The following is a 23,637-nucleotide window of genomic DNA, read 5'->3' on the forward strand; positions in this document are numbered from 1 at the left end:
ATGAAGCCCGGAATCCACCCCGAGTACCGCCCCGTCGTCTTCCGCGACCGGGCCGCCGGCTTCGCCTTCCTCACCCGGTCGACGGCCACCGGCGACCGGACCGTCGAATGGGAGGACGGCAACACCTACCCGGTCATCGACGTCGAGATCTCCTCGGCGAGCCACCCCTTCTACACCGGCACCCAGCGCGTCCTGGACACCGCGGGACGGGTCGAGCGCTTCGAGCGGCGCTACGGACGCGACCGGAGCGGGCGGTGAGCGGGGACCGGACACCGCTGCTGCCGGTCGCGATCGTCGCCGGACTGCACGCCGACGCCCGCCGGGCGGCCGTCGACGAGATCCTGCGCACGGTCCCCGGTTCGGTCGCCCTGCACCACGACCTGACGTCCGCCGTCGACGGTTCGGTGCACCGGACCGTACGCGACGCCGGCGGTCTGCTCGGCAGCGGCGACGCGCCCCTGGTGAACGACTGCGCGTGCTGCGCGCTGCGTGAGGACCTCGTCCCGGAACTGACGCGGCTCGCGGAGGCGGGCGGTCACCGGCTGGCCGTCGTGGAACTGTGGGACTCCGTCGAGCCCCACGGAATGGCCCCGGTCATCGCGTCCGAGGGCGCGCCGCTCGCACTGACCGGGGTGGCCACCGTGGTCGACCCGGCCCTGGTCCTGCCGTACCTGGCCAACGGCGACGACCTGGCCGACGCGGGCCTCGCCGCCGCCCCGACCGACCAGCGCACGATCGCCGACACCTTCGCCAGACAGGTGGAGTACCCGACGGTGATCGCCGTCGTCGAGGACGGCCTTGACGGGGAGGTCGCCGACGAGGGCGACCGCGCGCTGCTCACCCAGCTCACGCCCGGCGCGCGCAAGGTGCCCGTGGGCAGTGGTGCCCTGGGCGCCGCCCTGCTGGCGGGCTTCGACGTCCAGGCGGCGGGCACCCGGGTGCACCCCGCGTGCGCGCTGCTGCCGCAGGAGCGCGACGAGCACGGCGTGAGCACCGTCGTCTGGCGGCGCGAACGGCCCTTCCACCCGCAGCGCCTCTACGCGGTGCTGGAGGACCTGACCTGCGCCGCCGCGCGCAGCCGTGGGCGGTTCTGGCTGGCGGACCGCCCCGACACGCTGCTGTCCTGGGACGCCGCGGGCGGCGCGCTGTGCGTGGAGTCGGCCGGCCCCTGGCTGGCAGCCCTGCCCGACGCCGCCTGGGAGATGGTCCCCGCCGAACGCCGCGTCGCCGCCTCGGTGGACTGGCACCCGGAGCACGGCGACCGCCACCAGTACCTCACCTTCACCGCACCCGGCCTGGACCGCGACGGCCTGCTCACCCTCCTCGACTCGTGCCTGCTCACCGATGACGAGTACGCGGCGGGCCGGAGCCGTTGGGAACAACTTCCGCACGTGTTCGACGAGTTGCTCGATCCCGTGACCTGAGCACCGCATCATTTCGAGGAAGGGAACGACCCCCGCCATGCCCCGACGCACGAACACCGACCGGCGCCCCGCGAAAGGCCGGCGCGTCAACCCGCTGGACACCGCCGGCATCACCTACGTCGACTACAAGGACACCGATCTGCTGCGCAGGTTCATCTCCGACCGGGGGAAGATCCGCAGCCGCCGGGTCACCCATGTGACGCGTCAGCAGCAGCGGCGGATAGCACGGGCCGTCAAGAACGCGCGCGAGATGGCCCTGCTTCCGTACAGCTCCCGGCAGCGCTAGACGCTGTCGTCGAACGGCGTGGGCCTCGTCCCGCACCCGGGGGACAGCCGTACGGACACGCTCGCACCCGGGCACCCCGGTCGCCGCTCGTGGCGACCGGGGTCGCTATTTATAGTAATGAAATTCATTTCTGATTATTGTGTGGCTGAACCGTGAGCATCGAGTGTCTGGAGCAGCGATGAGCGACCCCTACGAGCGGTCCGCCGAGTACCTCGACATCCTGATCGCCGAGTCGTGGGAGCCGCTGGCTCCGGCGTTGGCGGACGTCCTGTCGCGCGTCCGCGCCGGAACCGGGGCCGTGGTGGACCTCGGGGCCGGGTCCGGCCGGGGTGTACGCGTCATCCGTGACGCGCTGCCGCAGGCGCCGGTGCTCGCCGTCGAACCGTCCGCCGCGATGCGCGCCGTCCTGCTCGCCCGGGTCCACGAGGACGGTGAACTGCGCGAGCGCGTCACGGTGGTTCCCGGTGACTGTGCGAGCGCCGACTGGCCCGACGGCGTACGGGCGGTGGTGGCCCTGAACATGATCGGCCACCTGCCGCCCGGGCAGAGGCGCGCGCTGTGGAGCCGCGCCGCCCGCCAACTCGCCCCGGGTGGCGCGCTGGTGTTCAATCTCACTCCGCCGTTCGCCCCGGTGGAGGTGGAGCGGGTGCGGATGGCCCGGGTCGTCATCGGTGAGCTGGAGTACGAGGGCTGGGCGAGTGCGCGCCCCACGGGAGTGGACGAGATCACCTGGCACATGGACTACGGCGTCCTGCGCCAGGGCCGGCCCCTGGCCGGGACGTCGGTCGAGTACCGCTGGTGGGTCGCCGCGGAGGACGCGCTGGCGGCCGAAGTCGCCGAGGCGGGGCTGGCGTTGCGCCGGGCGGGTGATCCGGCGCTGGGACTGTGCGTTCTGGAACGCGCGAACGAGCCGTCATCGCAAGTTGGTTGATCTGATAATCATTTTCAATTAGGTTCATCGGTGTTCCGTTTCCCCCGGATCTCTCTGCGGGGGAAGCGCTCTCTTGCCTGCCTGTGCGACTGCCTTCCTATGCGACGGAGACCGGATGAACCAGCCTGTGCCGAGCGACGACCTCCTTGCCCACGTCATCGACTGCGTCGCCGAAGTCCTCGGCACACCACCGCACGAGGTCTCGCCGACGACCGTGCTCGCGGCTCTGGGGCTCGAATCGTTCACCGCGGTGCGGCTGAGGCGGAGGATCCGCGAACGCACCGGCCAGGACCTGCCGTTGACCGCTTTCCTGGGTGAGGAGGCCACGGCCCGTGCGCTGGCGGACCGCCTCTCCACCGGCCGCGCGCCGGAGAAGGCCCCCGACGACGAAGAAGGGGACGGCTTCCCCCTGACGCCCATTCAGGCCTCGTACCTGGCCGGGCGGGCCGAGGGCATGCCGCTGGGCGGAGTGGCCACCTTCTACTACTACGAGTACGACCGCACCCCCGGCGACACGGACCCGCTCGTGGACGTGGCCCGGCTGGAGACCGCCTGGAACCGGCTGGTCGACCACCACCCGATGCTGCGCATGGCGGTGGACGACCGGGGAGAGCAGCGCATCGCCGCGTCCCCCGGCCCCTACCGCGTCGGCGTCACCGACCTGCGCCGCGAGTCCGCCGAGCGGGTGCGGGAAACGTTGTCGGCCCGGCGCCGGGAACACTCCCACCAGAACCGCCCCACCGGCTCCTGGCCGCTGTTCGACATCCACGCCACGCTGCTCCCCGACGGACGGACCCGGCTGCACGTCGGCGTCGACGTCCTCCTGACCGACATGGCCGGCTGGATGCTGCTGATGCGCCAGTGGGGCAGCCTGGTCGCGGACCCGGACCAGCGCCTCCCCGAACCGGCGGCCCGCTTCGCCGACCTCCAGCGCGCCCGTGCCGCCGACCCCGAGTGGGCGGCCCGGCGCACCCGCGACCACGCCTACTGGGCCGAACGCGCCCCCGGACTGCCGCCGGCGCCGAGACTGCCCCTGCTGCGCGACCCCGCCGACACCACCCCGCCCCGCTTCGTCCGTTCCGCCGCCGAACTCGACGCCGGAACCTGGGCGGAACTGCGCGCCCGGTGCGCCGAACACGCGGTCACGCCGACCGCCGCCCTGCTCGCTGCCTTCGCCGTCGTACTCGGCCGGTGGGGCGCCGGGGAACGCGTATGCCTGAACACCACCCTGTTCGACCGCCCGGAGGACGAGGGCGGGGCCGAGGGCGTGGTCGGCGACTTCACCACCACCGCCCTGGTCGGCACACCCCGCTTCGACCCCGTCGACTGGAAGGGCTTCGCCGAGTACGCCACCGCCGTCAACCACCGGTTCTGGGAGGACCTGGACCACCGGTCCGTCTCCGGCGTCGAGGTGCTCCGGGGGCTGCGGGCGCAGGACGCGCCGGCGGTGGGAGCCCCCAGCCACCCGGTGGTCTTCACCAGCGGGGTGGGCCTCGCGGGCGACGGGGAACCCCCGGCCGCCTGGATCGGCCAGGAGGTCCACGGCATCTCCCAGACCCCGCAGGTCCTGTTCGACCACATCGTGTGGGACGAGGGCGGACGGCTCCGCCTGGCCTGGGACACCGTCGAGGGCGCCTTCCCCGAGGGCTGGATCCAGGCCCTCCTGGACGCCTACGTACGTCTGTTGCGCACCCTCACGGACGCCGGCGCCTGGCGCGACACCGCGCTGGGCTGGGATCCCTCCTTCCACCCGGAGGAACCCCTGGACGCCGTGCCCTTCCCGGACGCCGGCCCCCTGCTGCACGACCCGGCCGTCGACGCGGCACAGCGCTACCCGCGGCACCCCGCGCTGCGCACCTCCGCCGCCACCGTCACCCACGCCCGCCTCGCGGACAACGCCGCCGCCACCGCGGCCCTGCTGACCGCGCGGGGGGTGGGCCCCGGCGACATGGTCGCCGTCGCCTGCGAGAAGGGCGCCGCGCAGATCACCGCCGTACTCGGCGTCAGCCTGAGCGGAGCGGGCTACCTGCCGGTCGAGCCCTCCTGGCCCGCCGCCCGCGTCGCCGCCGTCTGCGAACGCGCCGGGGTCCGGCACGCGCTGACCGGCCGCGGTGTGAAGACGGACTGGCCCGACGGCGTCACCGCGCACCGCCTGACCGCAGCGGGGCGTCCCGCCCGCGGCGCCGCCGCCGCCACCGCCGGATCCGCGGTCCCCGCCGTCGTTCCGCGCCCCGACGACCTCGCCTACACCATCTTCACCTCCGGCTCCACCGGCAGCCCCAAGGGCGTGGAGATCCAGCACCGGGCCGCCCGCACCACCGTCGACGACATCGTCGACCGGTTCGGCATCGGCCCCGAGGACCGCGTACTGGCGCTGTCCGCGCTCAGCTTCGACCTGTCCGTGTTCGACGTCTACGGCGTCCTCGGCGCCGGCGGCTGCCTGGTCCTGCCCGAGCCCGCCCGGCAACGCGACCCGCAGCACTGGCTGGAACTGGCCGGCCGGCACGGCGTCACCGTCTGGAACACCGCCCCCGCCCTGCTCGAAATGCTCGTCGAGTACGCGGAGATGGAACCCGACGAGGCCGCCACCGCGCTGAGCTCCCTGCGCCTGGTGATGCTCTCCGGCGACTGGATCCCCCTGACCCTGCCCGACCGGCTGCGCCGACTCGCCCCGCAGGCGAAGGTGATGAGCCTGGGCGGGGCCACCGAGGCGTCCATCTGGTCCATCACCTACCCGGTGGAGCGCACCGACCCGGACTGGGTCAGCATCCCCTACGGCCGGGCCCTGCGCGGCCAGAGCTTCCTCGTCCTCGACGAGGACGGCGGCCCCTGTCCGGTCGGCGAGGCGGGGGAGCTGTTCATCGGCGGCGACGGACTGGCCCGCGGCTACACCGCCGACCCGGCGCAGACGGCCGAGCGGTTCGCCGTCCACCCCGTACTGGGCCGCAGGCTGTACCGGACCGGCGACCTGGGCCGGTGGACCGCCGACGGCACCATCGAGTTCCTCGGCCGCGTCGACCGGCAGGTGAAGATACGCGGGCACCGCATCGAACTCGGCGAGGTGGAGGCCGTGCTCGCCCGGCACCCCTCGGTCCGGCAGTGCGTGGTGTCGTCGGTGCGCGGGCCCGACGGGCGGCCCCGGCTGGTCGCGCACCTCTCGCCCCGGGGCGCGAGCGAGCCGCCCACGGCCGAGGAACTGGCGGACGGCCTGCGCGAACGGCTGCCCGACTACATGGTGCCCAGCAGGTTCGTCATCCTGGACCAGCTCCCGGTCACGGCCAACGGCAAGATCGACCACGCGGCGCTGACCGCGACGGGACCGGGCGCCGTACCGGGTGTCGCACCGGGTGTCGCACCGGGTGCCGCACCGGCCGCGGACGCCGAAGTGCCCTCTTCGGACACCGGGTCCGGCGCCCTCACCGCCGGACGGAGCGGACCCGTCGCGGCCCCGCGGACGGGACCGGCCGTCGCCGGCCTCGCCGAGGGCCCGGCGTGGATCGCCGCCGCGGTCGCCGAGGCGGCGGCGCAGGGTCTCGAGGCCGCCCTCGTGGTCCGGCCCGGCGGGCTCCGGCCGGACGAAGCGCTGGAGGCGTCCGCCCGCTGGCTGCGCCACGTCGCACGCCTCACCGGCTCCGCCGCCGAGACGCGCCTGTCCGCCGACGGGCTCGCCGAGGTGGTCTGCGCCCCCTCCGGCGGCGGAGCCACGGTGCCCTCCCCGGCCCCGGTGTCCGGCGCGCCGGGCCCGGACCGGAGCGCCGGGGACCACGGCGCGCAGGCGCCCACAGGGAACCGGCCGTCGTCCCGGGGCCACCGGCCCGGCGCGGACACGCCCGTGGACCCGGAGGTCCTGGACGCGCTCACCGCGGTCCTGGCCGACTTCACCGACGTCCCCGTGACGCCCGACAGCACCTTCGGTGCCCTCGGCGCGACCTCGCTCACCCTCGTCCTCACCCACCGCAGGCTCCGCGAGGGCATCGCGCCCCGGCTCGCGCTGGCCGACATGTTCGAGCACCCCACCGTCGCCGCCCTGGCCGCCCGCATCACCGCACAACGCGCCCAGGACGCCTCCGCGCCCGGCGCCACCGGGTCCACGCGTACCGGCGCCCCCGCCACGGGCCCGGCCCGGGACGCCTCCGCGTCCGGTGCCACCGGGTCCACGCGCACCGGCATCCCAGCCACGGGCCCGGCCCGGGACGCCTCCGCGTCCGGTGCCACCGGGTCCACGCGTACCGGCGCCCCCGCCACGGGCCCCGCCCCCGCGCCCGCCGTCCCGCAGCCCGAACGACCCGCGCGCAGAAGCTCCCGCCTCGCCGCACGCGCCCTCGCCGAGGAGACCGCACGATGACCGAACCGACTTCCTCCCGGGGCCCCGCGCCGGGCGCCGAGCCCGGCCCTCCGGCCGTGGACGACGACCTGATCGCGGTCACCGCCCTGGACTGCCGGTTCCCCGGCGCGCCCGACACGGCGGCCTTCTGGGACCTGCTGGTGGGCGGCCGCAGCGGACTGACCCGGCACGACGAGCGGGAACTCGCCGAACGCGGTGTCCCCGCGAAGCTGCTGGCCAACCCCGCCCACATACCCGTCAGCGGGATCATCGAGGAGCAGGACCACTTCGACCCCGAGCCGTTCGGCCTGACCGACGCCGAGGCGGCCGTGATGGACCCCCAGCAGCGGCTCTTCCTCGAGGCCTGCCTGCGCGCCCTGGAGAGCGCCGGGCACGGCGGCGGCGCCGGTGCGGGCGCCGTGGGCGTCTTCGCCGGTGCCGCCCACAGCGACTACCTCGCCCGCAACCTCGCCGACCGGTACGCCGCCTCCGCCACCGACCCCGTCGGCAGCCTCCAGGCGGCCCTCGCGGGAGTCGCCGACTACCTCCCCCTGCACGTCGCGCACCGCCTCGCGCTCACCGGACCCGCCGTCGCGGTCGGCACCGCGTGCTCGACCTCGCTGGTGGCGGTGCACCTGGCGGCCCAGTCCCTGCTGGCGGGGGAGTGCGACACCGCCCTCGCCGGCGGCGCCTCCCTGATCGTCCCGCAGGGCCGGGGCTACCTCCACGTCCCCGACGGGATCTTCTCCGCCGACGGGCACGTCCGTACCTTCTCCGCCGAGGGCACCGGCATCGTGCACACCCAGGGCGTCGGCGTGGCCGTCCTGCGGCGGCTCCGCGACGCCCTCGCCGACGGTGACCCGGTGCTGGCCGTCCTGCACGGCTCGGCCGTGAACAACGACGGCGGCGACCGCACCGGCTTCACCGCCCCCTCGCCGCGCGGACAGGCCCGGGTGGTCTCCGAGGCGCTCGCGGTCGCCGGCCTCACCCCGGGGGACATCGGCTACGTCGAGGCCCACGGCACCGCCACCCGCCTCGGCGACGTCGTCGAAGTCGCCGCGCTGCGCCGCGTCTTCGGCGACACCGGCCCGGCCTGGTGCGCCCTGGGCTCGGTCAAGAGCAACATCGGACACGCCAACTCGGCCGCCGGCATCGCCGGTTTCGCCAAGACCGTCCTCGCCCTGCACCACGGCGTACTGCCGCCCACCCTGGACGCCCGGCCCCTCAACCCCGACCTCCAGCTGGACGACTCGCCCTTCACCGTCGTCCACGAGCCCACCGACTGGGCCGGGCAACGGTACGCGGGCGTCAGCTCCTTCGGCATCGGCGGCACCAACTGCCACGTGATCCTGGGCAGCGCTCCCGTACGGCCCGATCCCCCCGCCGATCCACGGCCCCAGCTCGTCCTGCTCAGCGCGCACCGCGACGACGCCCTCGCCCGTGTCGCCGAGGAGACCGCCACCGCCCTGCACACCACGGAGGTCGCGCCCGCCGACGCGGCCCACACCCTGCACACCGGCCGCGCCGCGCTGCCGTACCGTGCCGCCGCCGTGATCACCGGGGCGGCGGAGGCCGACGGCCGCGCCCTGCGCACCGCCCCGCGGCGCCGGCCCGGTCCCACCCCGCCCCGGATCGTGCTGGCCTTCCCCGGCGGCGGAGCGCAGCACCCGGGCATGGGCGCCCAACTGTGCGCAGAGGAAGAAGAGTTCGACCGCACCGTGCGTGAGTGCGCCGGTCTCTTCGACGACGGGACCGGTGCGGGCCTCACCGAGCTGATCACCGCCGACCCGTCCGACGAGCACGCGCGCCGGCTGCTGCGCGACCCCGCCCACGGACTGCCCGCCCTGTTCACCGTCTCCCTGGCCGCCGCGCGCACGCTGCGCTCCTGGGGCGTGGAACCGGACGCGGTGGTCGGCCACAGCCTCGGCGAGTACGTGGCCGCCGTGCTGTCCGGAGCCCTGTCCCTGCCCGACGCCGCGACACTGGTGGCGGTCCGCTCGCGCGGCATGTCCCGGGCGGCGGGCGGCGGAGTGATGCTGACGGTCCCGCTGACCGAGCGGCGGACCCTGGCCCTGCTCGCCGACCACCCGGAACTGGACCTGGCCGCCGTCAACGGCCCGCGGTCCTGCGTGGTGTCCGGACCCGTGCCGGCCGTGGCCGAAGTGGAGCGGGCCTTGGCCGCACGCGGTGAGCGCACCGTACGGCTCTCCCTCGACGCGGCCGCCCACTCGCGCCTGGTCGACCCCGTCCTGCCCGAACTGCGCGCGGCAGCCGAAACCGTTCAGCCGCGTGTTCCCGGCATACCGCTCGCCACCACCCTCACCGGGAAGCTGCTGGACACCGCTCCCGGCGCCGACCACTGGGTGGCGCACCTGCGGTCCACGGTGCGCTTCTCCGACGCCCTGGCCACCGCCCTGGGCGAAGGGCCGGCCGTCCTCGTCCAGGCGGGGCCCGGCGGCGCACTGCTCCAACTGGCCCGTCAGCAGGGGGACCGGCGGCCCCTGGCCACCCTGGCCACCTTCCCCGACCGCGACGAACCCCGCGCGGGACGTGCCGCGCTGCTCGCGGCCGCCGGGGAACTGTGGACGCACGGAGTCCCCCTGGACGCCGCGGCCCTGCACCGCCCGGGACGACGCCGCGCCGTGCTGCCGGGCCTGCCCATGGAGCGCCGCAGGCTGTGGATCGATCCGCCCGCGGCCACCCCGTCGACCACCGTGGGGGCGCAGTCCGCCCCGGACGAGTCCGAACCCTTCCAACTGCCCGTCTGGCGGCGCACACCGCCCGTCGAGGCGGACCATTCGGCGCTGCGGGGCCGCTGGCTCGTGGCCGGTCCGCCCGAGTCACCGACGGCCGAGCGGGTACGAGCCGCGCTGACCGCCGCCGGAGCCCGCACCGTCACCCTCGACGAGGCGGTCCGCGACCCCGGTACCCCGTGCGACGGCGTCGTCGTGGTCGGCCCGCACGGTGACACCGGCGACGACCCGGCGGAAACCGTCAGCGCGTCGGTCCTGCGGTACGCGCAGGTGGCGCGGGCCGCCGCGCCCTGGGCGCACCGCACCTGCCTGCTGCACCTCGGCCACGACACCCAGCAGGTGGAGAGCGCCGACCGGCCCGCGCCCCAGGCCGCCGCCGCCCTCGCCGTTCCCCGCGTCCTCGCCCAGGAGTTCCCGGGCCTGCGCTGGCGCTCGGTGGACCTGCCGGCCGGAGTGCCGGACACCGACGGCCTCCGGGCCGTCCTGGCGGAGGCCGCGGACCTGGCGTCGGGAGGCCCGAGCGGCATCGAGTGCGCCCTGCGCGGCGGACACCGCTGGACGCGCGACATCACCCCCTGGCGGCCGTCCGCACCGGACGCGGACGGCCCGGCCGGCGCCGACGGCGGGACGGGCACGGCGGTGATCCTGGGCGGCCTCGGCGACGTGGGCCTGGCCCTGGCCGGGCACCTGGCCCGCTCCGGACGGCGGGTCGTGGTGACCGGCCGCACCGGGCTCCCCCCGGCCCCCGCCCCGGGCAGCACCGAGGCCGAACGGGCGGAGACGATCCGTGACCTGCGGGCGGCCGGCGCCGACATCGAGGTCCGCGCCGCGGACGCCGCGGACACCACCGCCACCACGGCCCTGCTGCGGGAACTGACCGACCGCGACGGCCCGCTGGACCTGGTCGTGCACGCCGCCGGCGTGGTCGCCTCCGCCGCCGTCGCACCCCTGCGGGCCACTGAGGAGCAGGCCGTGCGCGCACACGCGCACGCCAAGGTCACCGCGGCCCTCGCGCTGCGCGCCGCCGTGCACGCCCTCCCCTCCGGACGCCGCCCGGCGACCGTCCTGCTGATGTCCTCCGCCACGGCGTTCGTCGGCGGCCTCGGCCTCGCCCCGTACGCCGCGGTCAACCGCTACCTGGACGCCCTCGCCGAACACGAGCGCACCACGGGGACGGGAACACCCCGCTGGATCAGCGTGGCCTGGGACGGCTGGCGGGTGGGCCCCGGCGGGAGCGAACGCACCGTGGCCTCCCGGCACTCGATCGGCCTGGCCGACGGCATGCGCACCGTGGACCGGCTGCTGGCACTCGCGGCCCGGGGCCGTGCCCCGGCCTCCGTCGCCGTCTCGCCGGCCGACCTCGCGCCCCGCACCGCGGGCACGCCCACCGCCGTACCGGCTCCCGGCACGCCCATGACGGAACCGGGGACCGGTGCGGTGTTCACCACCGACGCCCAGACGCAGCTGGCCGAGGTCTGGTCGGATCTGCTGGGCTTCCCCGTCACCGACCGCGACGCCGACTTCTTCGCCCTCGGCGGGCACTCCCTGCTGGCCACCCGGATGCTGGCCCGGCTGCGCGACGACCACGGGGCCGACCTGCGGCTGCAGGACCTGCTCGCCCGGCCGACCATCGCGGCGCTGGCCCCGCTGCTGCCCGGCGGGGAACCGCGGCGCGCCGCCGCCACGCCGGCGGACACGGGCGTCCCTTCCCCGCAACCGGCCGACGGCCCGCGGGAGTTCCCCCTCACCCGGGTGCAGCACGCCTACTGGGTCGGCGGATCGGGCGGCTACCGCCTCGGCGACGTCCCCTGCTCCTTCCACCTGGAGTACGACTGCCCCGGCCTGGACACCGACCGCTACGAGGAGGCGTGGAACGCGGTCGTCGCGCGCCATCCGATGCTGCGCGCGGTCGTCTCCCCGGAGGGCCGCAACCGGGTGCTCGACAAGGTGCCCCGCTACCGGATCCGTGTGCAGGACCTGACGAAGGACGACGACACCGAGCGCGCCCGGAAACTGGAACGCGTCCGCGAGCGCATGGTGCGCCGCGAACCCCGGCCGGGCCGCTGGCCCCTGGTCGACATCCGGGCCGCCCGACTGCCCGGCGACGTGATCCGCCTGTTCGTCAACGTGGACGTGCTGGTGTGCGACACCGCCAGCTACCTGATCTGGGACCGCGAACTGCGCACCCTCTACCAGGACCCCGACGCCCGACTGCTCCCGCTGGAGACCACCTTCGCGGACTGCGTGGCCGCGCTCGAACGCCGTGCCGAGGGCCCCGGGCACGCGCGGGCCGCCGCCTACTGGCGGGCCCGGCTGGACGCCCTGCCCGGCGCACCCGCCCTGCCCGTACGCACCGTCGAACCCGGTGACCGGCCCCGCTTCGCACGGCGCACCGCCCGCCTGGAACCGGACCGCTGGGACGCCCTCAAGGCCGAGGCCGCCCGGCGTGGGCTGACCCCCACGGCCGTCCTGCTGACGGTCTACGGCGAGGCACTCGCCGAGTGGTCCGGACAGGACCGGTTCGCCGTCACCCTCACCCTCTTCGACCGGCCCGCGCACCTGCCCGGGGCGGACGCCGTGGTCGGCGACTTCACCTCGCTGATGCTGCACGAGGTCGACCGCTCGGACACCCGCTGCTTCGCCGACGCCGCCGTACGGGCCCAGCGCACCCTCTTCGAGGATCTGGACCACCGGGAGTTCTCCGCGCTCGACCTGCTGGCCGAGAAGTCCTCGCGCACCGGCCGCACCGAGTCCGTCCCCGTGGTCTTCACCAGCGCCCTGGGCCTGTCCGGGCCGCTCGGCGGCGGACACGACCTGGACTGGGCGGGCACACCGGTGTACGGCGTGAGCAGCACCCCGCAGACCTGGCTGGACCACCAGGTGATCGAGCAGCACGGCGCGCTCCTGCTCCAGTGGGACGTACTGGAGAACGCCCTGCCCGCCGACGAGGCGGACGCGGCCTTCGCCGCCTACACCGAGCGGGTGCGCCGGCTGGCCGACGCACCGAAGGCATGGGACCTCCACGAGTCCCGCACCGAGCCCGCCGTCCCGGCCCGTACCGCGTCCGCCGCCCCGGCCCGCACACCGGAACGGGCCCTGCCCGCCGGTCCGGGCCCGGTTCCCGACACCGACGCGGCCATGCTGCTGCACGAGGGCGACGGCGGCCGCCCGCTGTTCCTGATGCACCCCTCCGGCGGGGACGTGCTGTGCTACGGCGAACTCGCCCGTCACCTCACCGACGGCCGGCCCGTCGTGGCCCTCACCGACCCCGCCCTCACCGGCGGCACCGGGCCGCGGACCATCGCCGAGATGACCGACCGCTACCTCGCCGCGCTCCGCGCCCACCAGCCGCGGGGCCCCTACCTGCTGGGCGGCTGGTCGATGGGCGGCACGGTCGCCCACCAGATGGCCGTGGAGCTCCAGCGACGCGGTGAGCGGACCGACCTGCTGGTCCTGATCGACTCCAACACCCCCGACCGCATCCGGGAGCTGGGCGGCACCGACCGTGCCCAGGACACCGCCTTCGCGGCCGTCCGCTACCTGCGCTCACTGGAGGCGTTCCTCGACCTCGACCTGGACCTCGGCGCGGACGCGGAGACGGTCCGCACCGCCCCGGACCCGGCGGCGGTACGCCGGACCGTCACCGAACGGCTGCGGCAGGCCGGCCTGCTCGGCCCGCGGGACACCGCCGACGCCCGCCTCGAGGTCTTCGAACGCCACCTGCGGGCGCTGGCCGACCACCGGGCCGGACACCTCACCGATCCCGCCACCCGTCTGCTGCTGATCGCCGCGTCCCGTCCCTCGCCGCACAACGCCGGTGTCGGCATGGGCGTGGACGACGCGGGAGACCTGCCCGCCCTGGGCTGGCTGCCGCACGTCAGCGGCCCGGTGGACGCCCACACGGTAGACGGCCACCACTACTCCCTGCTGCACGACCCCGCGGTCCGGCGGACCGCCGCCCTGATCGACCGGGCCCTGGCCGCCGTACGCCCCGGCCGGTGAACCCGGCCGTCCGCCCCGACACCCGAACCTCTCGCGGAAAGCAACCATGCACCAGCACTCCTCACCCCGTGCCCCCCTCTCCCGCAGATCCGCCCTCACCGCCCTCGTGGCGGTCGGCGCCCTGCTGCTGAGCGCCTGCTCCGGCACACCCGCCGCCGACACCCCGCCGGCCCGCACCGGCGCGCCCGTCGACGGCGGCACCCTGCGGTACGCCGTCGCCGGATCCCCGGCCACCGCCAGTGACGACCCGCACGGCGGTCTCGGCAACGAGTCCGACGTGCTGCGCTTCGCCCTGACCTACGACGTCCTGACCGTCCCCGGCGAGGACGGGAAGACCCGGCCGCGACTCGCCACGTCGTGGAAACCCAACGACGCCATGGACCGCTGGACCCTCACCCTGCGCGAGGAGGCCCGCTTCACCGACGGCACGCCCGTGCGCGCCGCCGACGTGCTGTACTCCCTGCGCCGTATCGGCGAGAAGGCCGCCGAGAACTACGGCCGGCTCGCCGACTTCGACATGGCGAAGTCCACCGCCCCCGACGAGCACACCGTCGTCCTGGCCACCCGCGCCCCGATGGCCGACGCGCCCCGGGCCCTGGAATCCGTCACCTTCGTCGTGCCCGAGGGCACCGAGGACTTCTCCCGCCCCGTCACGGGCTCGGGCCCCTACCGGGTGGAGCGGACCGGCGCCCAGACCACCGCCCTGACCCGCAACGACAAGTGGTGGGGCGAGCGCCCGCACCTGGACCGGATCGAGATCCAGGCCGTCGCCGACCCGCAGGCACGGGCCGACGCCGTCGCCTCCGGGCAGGCCGACGTCGCCGGCAGCGTCAGCCCCGCCGCCGTCAAGAGCGCCGGATCCTCGGCGCGGACCCAGGTCGTCCGGCGCGACGGAGTCACCGAGTACCCGTTCGTCATGCGCCTGGACACCGCGCCGTTCGACGACCCCCGGGTCCGCGAGGCGTTCCGCCTCGCCGCCGACCGCACGTCCCTGGTCGACACCGTGTTCCTCGGCTACGGCAAGGTCGCCAACGACCTCCCCACCCCCTACGACCCCTCGGCCCCGAAGGACCTGCCGCAGCGCACCCGCGACGTGGCGAAGGCCAGGAAGCTGCTGGCCGAGGCCGGCCACGCCGACGGACTGACCGTCACCCTGCACACCACCACCTCCTACCCCGGCATGGACACCGCCGCCACCCTCTACGCCCAGCAGCTCGCCGACATCGGCGTCGACGCGGAGGTCGAGGTCGAGCCGGCGGACACCTACTGGACCGCCGTCTACGCCAAGAAGGCGTTCTACACCGGCTACTACGGCGGCATCTCCTTCCCCGACCTCGTCCGTGTCGGGCTGCTGTCCGACTCCCCGACCAACGAGACCGCCTGGCGCAGCGAGACCTTCGACGACGGCTTCGCCCGCGCCATGTCGACCGCGGACGACGCGCGGCGCGAGGAACTGCTCTCCGGCATCCAGCGCGAGCTGTGGAAGGACGGCGGCTACGTCGTCTGGGGCACCGGGGACGGCCTGGACCTCGCCGCCCCCGGGGTGCGCGGACTGCCCGACGGGCCCGGGTTCCAGCGCATGTTCATCGACCAGGTGTGGATGGCCAAGTGACACTGCGCACCGTCGGCCGCGCCCTGCGCCCGGCCGGCCGGGCCGCCGCCCTGGCCGTCGCCGCCACGGCCGTGGTCTTCGCGGCCACCGAACTGCTCCCCGGGGACGCCGGGGAGCTGAGGACGGCGGGCCGGGCCTCCGAGGAGGACGTCGCGGCGGAGCGGGAGCGCCTCGGGCTGGACCGGCCGGCCGCGGTGCGCTACCTCGACTGGCTCTACGGCCTGGCTTGGGGGGACCTGGGACGCTCGCTGGCGGGCGGCAGACCGGTGGCGACGCTGTTCGCCGAACGGCTGCCCGCCACCGCCGTCCTGGTCGCGGTGGCGCTCGTGGTCACCGTGCTGCTCACCGCGACGGCCCTGACCGTGACGTACCTGCGCGGCGGCCGGGGCGGCTCGGCCGCCACCGGACTGGCCGCCGTGCCGCAGCCGGTCTACGCGGCGGTGCTCGGCGCGGTCCTGGCGGGACTGCTGGGCTGGCTTCCTCCCGTGTCCCTGCTGCCGCCCGGCGGCTCCCCCCTGGCGGACCCCCGGCTCCTGGTGCTGCCCGCGCTCACCCTGGCACTGCCCTCGGCCGCGTTCGCCACCGCCTTGCTGCGCGGGGCGCTGGCCGACACCCTGCGCCGCCCGCACGTGACCGACGCACGGCTGCGCGGCCTGCCCGCCCCGCTCGTGCTGCACCGGCACGTCCTGCCCTTCCTGTCCGCGCCGGCACTCCAGGTGACGGCCCTGCTGGCCGGCGGTCTCGTGGCGGGCACCGCCCTGGTGGAGACGCTGTTCGGCTATCCGGGCACCGGACAGCTGCTGGTGTCCGCCGTCGCGGTGCGGGACGTTCCCGTGATCCAGGCCGCGGCCCTCCTCCCGGCCGCCGTCCTGCTGCTGGGCATGCTCCTGGCCGACCTGGCCGCCCGCCGCACCACGGTGCCCGGCCACGCGGGGGACACCGGCCCGTCGGGACCGGTACCGGGACCGGGGAGGGCCGTATGACCGGCCGGTCCCTGCCGCTCCTGCCCGGAGCCGTCCGTCCTGCGGTGTCCGTGGCCGCGGCCCTCGCACTGCTGGTGTGCGTGCCGCTCGGCCGGTACGCCGCTCCGCACCCACCGGAGCGAACGGTCGCCGCCCCCTGGGTGCCGCCGGGCGGACGGCATCCGCTGGGCACCGACGTCCTGGGACGGGACGTGCTGTCCCGGGTCCTGGCCGGGGGCACCCAGCTCCTGACGGTGTCCCTGATCGCCGCGATCGCCGCCGTCGCCTGCGGCACGGGCCTCGGACTGGCCGCGGGCTGGTCGCAAGGCCGTGTCTCCCGCACCGTACGGGCCCTGTGCGACCTGCTGCTGGCAGTCCCCGCCCTGGTCCTGGCCCTGGTGCTGGCCACCGCCCTGCCGGGGGCCACGGCGGTCGTCGTGGCGGCCGTGCTCGCGGGAGCCCCGCTCACCGCACGGGTCGTCGGCACGCAGTGCGCGCAGCTGCGCGGCAGCGGGCACGTGCACGCCGCCGTCGAGCGCGGCGAGCGCGTACCCGCCGTCCTGTTCCACGAGGTGCTGCCCGCCCTGCGCCGCCTGGTGGCCGCCGACGCCGGGCTCCGGCTCGTCACGGCGCTGCAGATCGCCGCGGCCCTCGCCGTACTCGGCCTGGGACCCCAGCCCCCGGACCCCGACTGGGCCCTGATGCTGAGCGAGAACCTGCCCGGCGCCGCGCTCAACCCCTGGGCGCTGCTGGCACCCGCGGTCCCCCTGGCGGGCTGCGCCTGGGTGTTCGCCGCGGCCGCCCGGACGGCCGCCCGGACTCCGGGGGAGACGACATGACGAACCGCACCCACGGTGAGCCGCTCCCCGTCGGCGCCCCGCTGCTGGCCGCCGAGGGCCTGACCGTCCGCCGTGCCCTCGACGGAGCCGTCGTCCTGCCGCCGGTCGACCTCCGCGTCGGCCCGGGGCAGGTGCTGGCCGTCACCGGAGCGTCCGGTGCCGGCAAGTCCACGCTGCTGCGCGCCCTGCTCGACGTCCTCCCGGACGGACTGCACCGCGCTGCGGGCACCGTGCGCTGGCGCGGTGCGACGGTGCCGCAGGGCCGGGCGGCCGGGCGGTGGCGGCGTGCCCGGTGCGGCTGGCTGGCGCAGGACCCGGGCGCGTCCCTCCATCCGCTGTGGCGCGTGGACCGGCTGATCGGCGAGGAGTTCACCGGCGACGCCGCCGCCCGCGGCCGGCGGGTCGAGGCACTGATGCACAGCCTGGGCCTCCCGCCCCGGCTCGCCTCCCACCGGGCGGGGGAACTCTCGGGCGGACAGGCCCAGCGGGTCGCCCTGGCCCGGGCTCTGTGCACCGATCCGGAACTGCTCGTCCTCGACGAGCCGACCTCGGCACTGGACCGCGCGACGGCCGACCTGGTGGCCGAAGCGGTGCGGTCCCGCCGGGGAGTTCCCGGCCGGTGCGTCGTCCTGGTCACCCACGACGCCCGGCTGGCCGCGGAACTGGCCGACCGGACACTGGCACTCGCCGCGGACGCGGGCCCGGCCTCTCCCGCGGACCTCCCCGCACGGGTCACGGCGCGGGCGGCCGGCGCCGCACGGGGACGGACGCCGCGCTTCCCGGAGAGGGAGCCGCGCGGCCCGGTCACCGGTCCCGCGCCGCTCCGGGGCGGACACCCGTCCCGCACGGTCGGCCCTGCCCCGTCTCCGGCCGCCGTGCTGTCGGCGCGGGCCCTGACCCTGCTCACCCCGGACGGCACACCGTTGCTCGACCCCACCGACCTGGACCTGCCGGCGGGCGGCTGGCTCGCCGTCACCGGGCCGTCGGGCAGCGGCAAGACGACCCTGCTGCACGCACTCGTGGGCCGTCGTCCGCCGGCCGGCGGACACCTGCTCCTGCACGGACGCCCGTTGCCCGCCGGGACCCGTTCGCGTGACCGGGGGATGCTGCGCGCCGTCCAACTGGCCGGACAGGACACGGTGGCGGAGCTCAACCCGGCGCACACCGCGGGCCGGGCGGTGGCCCGGCCGCTGAAGGTGTTCCACGGGACGACCACGGCGGCCGGGCGGGAACGCGTACGGGAACTCCTCGAAGCCGTGGGACTCCCCGCCGAGCTGGCCGGACGCAGACCGGCGGCGCTCTCCGGCGGCCAGCGCCGCCGGGTCGTCCTCGCCCGGGCGCTCGCCGCCGAGCCCGACGTGCTGCTGCTGGACGAACCCACCGCGGGCCTGGATCCCGACTCGGCACGGCTCGTCCTCGACCTGCTGGACCGGCTGCGGGAGGACGGTCCCGCCGTCCTGACCGTGACGCACGACGCCGGCACGGCCGACCGTGCCGACCACGTCCTCCACCTGACCGGGCGCCGCCTGGCCCCGCGACCGGCCACGCCCTCCGACCACCCCCACGACGACAGAGACGACAGAACGGAGCACCTCGGTGTCCGACCACACGACGGCTGAACACACCGGCCGGCCGGCGGAGTTGCTGGCCGCCCATCCCTGGGTGGCCCGGGCCCGCCCCGCACCCGACGGCGGCGTCCACGTCGTTCCCCACCCGGACGCCGTGACCGCCGCACCCGAGCCGGGCCCCTTGATGCGCGAGCACCTCGAACAGTGGGCCGAGGTCTACGAGTGGACGTACGAGACGGCCGAGGGACGGCACGCCGACGACCTCGACCTGTCCGGGTGGCGGGCCTCCGACACCGGAGCACCGCTGCCCGAGGCCCACATGCGGGACTGGGCGGACCGCACGGTGGACCTCGTCCTGGCCCGGCGCCCGAGGAGAGTCCTCGAACTCGGCTGCGGCACCGGCCTGCTCGCCCACCGCCTGCACCCGCACCTGGACGGGTACGCCGGCACCGACGTCGCCCAGGTCGCGGTGGACCGCCTCGCCGCAGCCGGCCTGCCCCGCACCGCGTTCGTCCGGGCCGCCGCCCACGAGACGGCCGCCTCCCGGGTGCGGGACGCCATGGACGCCGCCTTCGGTCCCGGCGCGCTCCCCGACTGCGTACTGCTCAACTCGGTCACCCAGTGCTTCCCCGACCTGGCCTACCTGACGGCCGTCCTGCACGGGGCGCTGTCCGCCGTCGAGGACGGCGGCACCGTGATCGTCGGGGACATCCGGCACTCCGGCCTGCTGCTCGACCACTTCGAACGGCTGGAACGGGCGCGCGACCCCGAGGCGGACGACACGACGATCGCCGCCAGGGCGGCGGCCGCCGCCGAGACGGACCCGGAACTGTCCTTCGCCCCGGCGGCCGTCGCCGCGGCGATCGCGGACCTGCCGCGGCCGGTCCGGATGAGCGTGCACGCCCGCACCATGGCCGAGGACACCGAACTCACCCGCTACCGCTACGACATCGTGCTGCGCGTCGACGGCCCGGGCACGCGCCGGGTGCGCCGCACGCCCTGGGACGGACACCGGGGGAGCGGTGTCCTGCGGGAGGCGCTGCACGGCGCGCTCGACGGGGGTCCCGTCGTCGTCCACGGCATCCCCAACGCCCTTCTCCACGACGCCCCCGGGGCGGTGACCCCGTACGCCCTGCGCGAGGCCCTGGAGGGAGCGGACGCCGCCGTACTGCTCGACGCCGCCGACCCGCGCATGCTGGCCGTGGCGTCGCCCGCGGACTGCGCCCCCGCCGCCGCGGAGGTGCCGATGCCTCCCGGCCCGACCGCCCACGAACCGTTCCCCCTGTTCGTGCGGCGCCGCCTGCCCGAGGTGCTGCGCGACCACCTGCGCCGGGCCGAGCCGGGCACGACCCCGCCGGCGATCACCGTGGTGGACGGCGGCCGCCCGTGAACGGCGCCCTCACCGACGAGGTCCTCACCGGCCTCCCGGGCGTGACGGACTGGCAGCTGGTGCGCGGCGGTGCGCGGGACGCCCTGCTGGTGGCGGGCCCGCCTCCGGACCCACGGACGCCGGCCGGTACGGGCCACGACGACACCCGCGCCGCGAGCCGGGCCGCGGACGCCGGTGACGCCGCCGTACGCGGTACCGATCCGGCCGCCCTTCCGGCGTCGATGCGGCAGCTCGACGAGACGGCGCTGCTGACGATGGCCCGGGTGCTCGACCGGACCCGGCTGTTCCGCGACGCCGGCCGGCCCGGCACCGAAGAGGTCCTCGGGGCCCTGGCGGTCGCGCCCCGGCACGCGTGGATCGTACGGCGCTGGCTGCGCACCCTGACCGCGGAGGGCCGGCTCCGCCGGGACCCGGAAACGGGCCGCCACCACTCCCTGGTGGCCCCGGACCGCCGTGACCACGCCCGGGCGCTGCGCGAACTGGACGGCGCCTGCGCGGGTCTGGGCTACCCGGCCGCCATGACCCGGTTCTTCCGGGCCGCGGCCGAACGGCTCCCCCTGCTGCTCCAGGACCGCACGTCCCTGCAGGAGGTCCTCTTCCCCGACGGGGAGACGGGCACCGCGCGGGGCAACTACCGCGACAGCGCCCCCAGCCGCTGGGCCAACCACGCCGCCGCGTCCCTGATCGCGGACGAGGCGCGCCGCCGGACGGCGCCGGCTCCCCTGCGCGTCCTCGAAGCGGGCGCCGGAGTGGGCGGCACCACCGGCACCGTCCTGGAGGCGCTCGGCGACCTGCCCGTCGACTACCTGTTCACGGACGTCTCCCCGTTCTTCCTGCGGGCGGCCGGAGACGCCTTCGGCGACCGACCCGGCCTGCGGCACGCCCTGTTCGACATCCAGACCGACCCGCTCGCGCAGGGCCTTGAGCCGGAATCCCAGGACGTCGTCCTGGCGGCGAACGTCCTGCACAACGCACGGCACGCCGGACGCGCCCTGGCGGCCCTGCGGGAACTGCTGGCCCCCGGCGGGCTGCTGGTCCTGGTCGAGTCGTGCCAGGAGCACTACCAGGCGCTCACCTCCATGTACCTGCTGATGTCACCGGCCCCCGGTGAACAGGGCTGGTTCACGGACCTGCGAGCCGGCCAGGACCGGGTCTTCCTCACCGCCGGGGAGTGGACGGGGCAACTGGACGCGGCGGGCTTCGACCCGCTGCCCGTCCTGCCGCACGAGGCACACCCCCTGGCCGCGGCCGCGGGCCAGCGCGTCATCGCGGGACGCGTCAGAACCCGCGGCGCCCGCCCCGACCCCGGCCGGGTCCGCGCCGCGCTCGCCGGCCGGCTGCCCCCCGCCCTCCCCCTCCCGCGGATCCACACCGTGGACCACATCATTCGCCCCACCAACCCGACTGGAGCCCCCTGTTGACCTCAGCCCCCGCCCCCGAGACCACCGCCCCGGCCGACCTGGTCGACGCCGTGCGCGCGGTGTGGGCCGACGCCCTGGAGACCGACCCGGCCGCCGTGCCGGCGGACGCCAGCTTCCTGAGCCTGGGCGGCGACTCCGTCCTGGCCGTCCGCATGGCCGCGATGCTCCGCAAACGGCTGGGCACGCCGCTGGCGCTGGCGGACGTCCGGGTCGAGCAGAGCGCCGCGCAGCTCGCCGCCCTCGTCCACGAACGCAGCACCGGCGCCGGCGCGCTGCGGCCGCTGCCGCTGGACCTGCGCCGGCGTGAGGACCCGGACGCGCCGTTCCCGCTCCTGCCGCTCCAGCAGGGCTACTTCGTGGGCCAGCAGGACGCCTGGGAGCTGTCCTACCGCTCCGCCCACCACTACGTGGACATCGGTCTGGAGGACATCGACGCCGACGAGGCCCCCGAGGCGCTGCAGGACGCCCTGGAGCGCCTGGCCGAGCACCAGGCCGTCCTGCGGGCACGCATCCTGCCCGACGGCCGGCAGCGCATCCTGCCCCTGGACGACGAGGAGGCGGTACCGCAGCTGCGGGTCACCGACCTGCGCGACGCCGACGAGGAGACCGCCGCCGCGCGGCTCGCGGAGATCCGCCACGAGATGAGCACCGAGGGCCCCGACCCCTCGCGGGGCTGCGGCCTGGACATGCGGCTGACGCTGATGCCCGGGGACCGCGCGCGGCTGCACTCCTCGACCAGCCTGCTGATCATCGACGGCTGGTCCTCCGGCGTCTTCTACCGCGATCTGTTCGCCCTGGTCTCCGACTACAACGCCGTCCTCGCGCCCCTGGACATCGACTACGGCGACTACGTCACGACCCTGCGGGACCTGCCCGGCACCGAGGCGTGGCAGCAGGACCGCGACTGGTGGTGGGACCGTCTCGACGGCTTCCCGCTGCCGCCGGCCCTGCCGCTGGTGGCCGACCCCGCCGAGGTGCGGCCCACCCTGATGGGCACCCGGCAGGCGGTGCTCGACCCGGAGCGCTGGTCGCGGCTGCGCCGCCTGTGCACCGAGCACGGTGTGACCCCGTCCGCGGCGATGTTCGCGGCCTTCGCCTCCGCCGTCGCCCGCGCCTGCGGCCACCGCCGCTTCCTGCTCAACACCCTCCAGCTGAACCGCCTCCCGCTCCACCCCGACGTCTCCCGCCTGGTGGGAGCCTTCTCCTCCACCATGCTCCTGCCGGTCGACCTGCCGGCGGCGCCCGTCTTCGCCGACCTCGCCGGCCGCGCGCAGCAGGACATCGGCGACGCGCTCGCCCACAACCTGATCACCGGTGTGGAGGTCTCCCGCGAACTGGGCCGCCGCCGGGGCACCCACCGCCCGGTGGCGCCCGTCGTCTTCCAGTCCACCCTGGGCGTGGACGCGGCACTGGGCAGCGAGGTGCCCCAGGAGGCGGGCCCCCTCGGCGCCATCGACCTGCTGAGCCACCACCAGCAGCTGCGGACGCCCCAGGTGGCCCTGGAGGTGCGGCTGTTCGAGCTGCGCGGCGAGCTGGTGGTCGTCTTCTCGCTGGTGGAGGAGCTGTTCGCGGGAGCCGACGTCGACCGGATGTTCGCCGACCTCATGGCCACCGTGGAATCGCTGGTCGAACCGGGCGGCTGGACCGCCGTGGTGGAGCTGCCCGACGCGGTCGACGGTGAGCAGGCCGAGCCGCGCCGGCAGGCGTCCGGCCGGCGCCTGTCCGTACCCGCGGCGGCGTCCGGGGGAGCGGAGCCGGGACCGCCCCGGGACGACACGGAGCGAGCCGTCGCGGGGCACTGGCAGAAGCTGCTGGACTGTCCGGTCGAGGAGCGCACCGCCGACTTCTTCGCGCTCGGCGGCGACTCGCTGCTCGCGGTGCGGATGCTCGGCTCGCTCGCGCGGGAGGGACTGGGCCGGGTGACGCCCCGGCGCTTCCTGAGGCAGCCCACCGTGGCCGGACTCGCCGCCGCCCTGCGCGAACCGGACGACCGGTGAGAAGGGTGCGGCGAGGGCCGGACGACCGGTGAGAAGGGTGGGGGGGGGGCGGGACCCGGCCCCCCCCCCCCCCCGGTCAGCCCGTGAGGCCCGCGGCCCCGCGGGAGTGTGACTGGTGCAGCCCCACC

13 protein-coding genes are annotated in these 23,637 nt (G+C 76.0%); all 13 read left to right on the forward strand.

Going from position 1 to position 23,637, the window contains the following annotated elements:
- The 13 genes from ACFXAE_RS21285 to ACFXAE_RS21345 all read left to right on the forward strand — a co-directional run bounded on the left by ACFXAE_RS21285 (window position 1) and on the right by ACFXAE_RS21345 (window position 23,509).
- Window positions 1–258, forward strand: a complete 258-nt coding sequence (locus ACFXAE_RS21285) for a type B 50S ribosomal protein L31 (protein ID WP_384717002.1) — start codon at window positions 1–3, stop codon at window positions 256–258.
- Window positions 255–1,424, forward strand: coding sequence for a GTP-binding protein (locus tag ACFXAE_RS21290; protein WP_384717005.1), 1,170 nt, complete (start codon window positions 255–257; stop codon window positions 1,422–1,424). The genes ACFXAE_RS21285 and ACFXAE_RS21290 overlap by 4 nt, the downstream gene beginning before the upstream one ends.
- 37 nt (window positions 1,425–1,461) lie before the next feature.
- Complete coding sequence (gene rpsR / locus ACFXAE_RS21295) at window positions 1,462–1,710, forward strand: 30S ribosomal protein S18 (RefSeq protein WP_384717008.1); 249 nt, start codon at window positions 1,462–1,464, stop codon at window positions 1,708–1,710.
- A 178-nt stretch (window positions 1,711–1,888) separates the two neighbouring features.
- Window positions 1,889–2,641 carry a class I SAM-dependent methyltransferase gene (locus ACFXAE_RS21300; protein WP_384717011.1) on the forward strand — a complete coding sequence of 251 codons (753 nt, stop codon included), beginning with the start codon at window positions 1,889–1,891 and terminating at the stop codon, window positions 2,639–2,641.
- Window positions 2,642–2,756: 115 nt separating this feature from the next.
- Window positions 2,757–6,986 carry an amino acid adenylation domain-containing protein gene (locus ACFXAE_RS21305; protein WP_384717014.1) on the forward strand — a complete coding sequence of 1,410 codons (4,230 nt, stop codon included), beginning with the start codon at window positions 2,757–2,759 and terminating at the stop codon, window positions 6,984–6,986.
- A complete protein-coding gene (locus tag ACFXAE_RS21310) occupies window positions 6,983–13,720 on the forward strand; it encodes an SDR family NAD(P)-dependent oxidoreductase (protein WP_384717017.1) in 6,738 nt (2,245 codons plus the stop codon). Before ACFXAE_RS21305 ends, ACFXAE_RS21310 begins: the two co-directional genes overlap by 4 nt.
- Before the next feature lie 46 nt (window positions 13,721–13,766).
- Window positions 13,767–15,332, forward strand: a complete 1,566-nt coding sequence (locus tag ACFXAE_RS21315; protein ID WP_384717020.1) for an ABC transporter substrate-binding protein — start codon at window positions 13,767–13,769, stop codon at window positions 15,330–15,332.
- A complete protein-coding gene (locus ACFXAE_RS21320) occupies window positions 15,329–16,315 on the forward strand; it encodes an ABC transporter permease (RefSeq protein WP_384717023.1) in 987 nt (328 codons plus the stop codon). Before ACFXAE_RS21315 ends, ACFXAE_RS21320 begins: the two co-directional genes overlap by 4 nt.
- The gene (locus ACFXAE_RS21325; protein ID WP_384717026.1) at window positions 16,312–17,133 is read left to right on the forward strand and encodes an ABC transporter permease; all 822 of its coding nucleotides are present in this window, start codon (window positions 16,312–16,314) and stop codon (window positions 17,131–17,133) included. The genes ACFXAE_RS21320 and ACFXAE_RS21325 overlap by 4 nt, the downstream gene beginning before the upstream one ends.
- Window positions 17,130–18,752 (forward strand): ATP-binding cassette domain-containing protein, encoded by a 1,623-nt coding sequence (locus ACFXAE_RS21330; protein WP_384717029.1) that lies wholly within the window; start codon window positions 17,130–17,132, stop codon window positions 18,750–18,752. Before ACFXAE_RS21325 ends, ACFXAE_RS21330 begins: the two co-directional genes overlap by 4 nt.
- The gene (locus ACFXAE_RS21335; RefSeq protein ID WP_384717032.1) at window positions 18,730–20,091 is read left to right on the forward strand and encodes a class I SAM-dependent methyltransferase; all 1,362 of its coding nucleotides are present in this window, start codon (window positions 18,730–18,732) and stop codon (window positions 20,089–20,091) included. Before ACFXAE_RS21330 ends, ACFXAE_RS21335 begins: the two co-directional genes overlap by 23 nt.
- Entirely contained in the window at window positions 20,088–21,512 is a 1,425-nt protein-coding gene (locus tag ACFXAE_RS21340; protein ID WP_384717035.1) for a class I SAM-dependent methyltransferase, read from the forward strand. The genes ACFXAE_RS21335 and ACFXAE_RS21340 overlap by 4 nt, the downstream gene beginning before the upstream one ends.
- On the forward strand, window positions 21,509–23,509 hold the full coding sequence (locus tag ACFXAE_RS21345; RefSeq protein WP_384717038.1) for a condensation domain-containing protein: 2,001 nt from the start codon (window positions 21,509–21,511) through the stop codon (window positions 23,507–23,509). Before ACFXAE_RS21340 ends, ACFXAE_RS21345 begins: the two co-directional genes overlap by 4 nt.
- The last annotated feature ends 128 nt before the right edge of the window (window positions 23,510–23,637 follow it).

The organism is Streptomyces sp. NPDC059454 (assembly GCF_042749965.1).
Taxonomy (GTDB): domain Bacteria; phylum Actinomycetota; class Actinomycetes; order Streptomycetales; family Streptomycetaceae; genus Streptomyces.